The sequence below is a fragment of the Tenacibaculum halocynthiae genome (assembly GCF_964512825.1).
GTDB lineage: Bacteria > Bacteroidota > Bacteroidia > Flavobacteriales > Flavobacteriaceae > Polaribacter > Polaribacter halocynthiae.
Genome location: NZ_CAZELG010000030.1, coordinates 1 through 1,215 on the forward strand (window position 1 = coordinate 1; position 1,215 = coordinate 1,215).

Annotated in this window: 1 protein-coding gene and 1 pseudogene (1 of these 2 only partly in view); both read right to left on the bottom strand. The window is 40.2% G+C overall.

Features of this window, described 5'->3' with window-relative positions; translation table 11 throughout:
• Positions 1-1,099: pseudogene (locus tag ACKTTQ_RS11770) on the bottom strand (Ig-like domain-containing protein); the annotation flags it as partial.
• 85 nt (positions 1,100-1,184) lie between these two features.
• On the bottom strand, positions 1,185-1,215 hold the end of the coding sequence (locus tag ACKTTQ_RS11775; RefSeq protein WP_456243499.1) for an Ig-like domain-containing protein. Its footprint extends 641 nt past the window's final position; the window shows 31 of its 672 coding nt (coding positions 642-672); the start codon falls outside the window, past its right edge; the stop codon is at positions 1,185-1,187.

Genomic DNA, 1,215 nt, shown 5'->3' on the forward strand with positions numbered 1-1,215 from the left:
CATTTACAACTAACGTTACCGTATCTCCTACATTAAAGTCTCCGCCTACGGTTCCTGTTACTGCAATCGTTGTTCCTGCTTCTGCTGCATTTAATACATTATCTGCTGTAATATCATCTACACTTATCGTTGGTACTGGTAAAACTGTATCAACACTATAAACTTGGGTATCATTTGCAGTTGCTGTATTTCCTGATCCATCGGTAGTACTTACACTCGCATCTACTGTGGTATCTCCATCAGCTGCTAAATCTGAGCCTGGTACATCTATACTATAGTTTCCTAAAGCATCAACTACTCCTGTATAGGTATTTCCATTTACAACTAACGTTACGGTATCTCCTACATTAAAGTCTCCGCCTACTGTTCCTGTCACTCCTATCGTAGCTCCTGCTTCTGCTGCATTCAATACATTATCTGCTGTAATATCATCTACACTTATCGTTGGTACTGGTAAAACTGTATCAACACTATAAACTTGGGTATCACTTGCAGTTGCTGTATTTCCTGATCCATCGGTAGTACTTACACTCGCATCTACTGTAGTATCTCCATCAGCTGCTAAATCTGATCCTGGTACATCAATACTATAGTTTCCTAAAGCGTCAACTACTCCTGTATACGTATTTCCATTTACAACTAACGTTACGGTATCTCCTACATTAAAGTCTCCGCCTACGGTTCCTGTTACTGCAATCGTTGTTCCTGCTTCTGCTGCATTTAATACATTATCTGCCGTGATATCATCTACGCTAATCGTTGGTACTGGTAAAACTGTATCTACACTATAAACTTGGGTATCACTTGCAGTTGCTGTATTTCCTGATCCATCGGTAGTACTTACACTAGCATCTACTGTGGTATCTCCATCCGCTGCTAAATCTGAGCCTGGTACATCTATACTATAGTTTCCTAAAGCATCAACTACTCCTGTATAGGTATTTCCATTTACAACTAACGTTACGGTATCTCCTACATTAAAGTCTCCGCCTACTGTTCCTGTCACTCCTATCGTAGCTCCTGCTTCTGCTGCATTTAATACATTATCTGCTGTAATATCATCTACACTTATCGTTGGTACTGGTAAAACTGTATCAACACTATAAACTTGAGTATCACTTGCAGTTGCTGTATTTCCTGATCCATCGGTAGTACTTACACTCGCATCTACTGTGGTATCTCCATCAGCTGCTAAATCTGAGCCTGGTACATCTA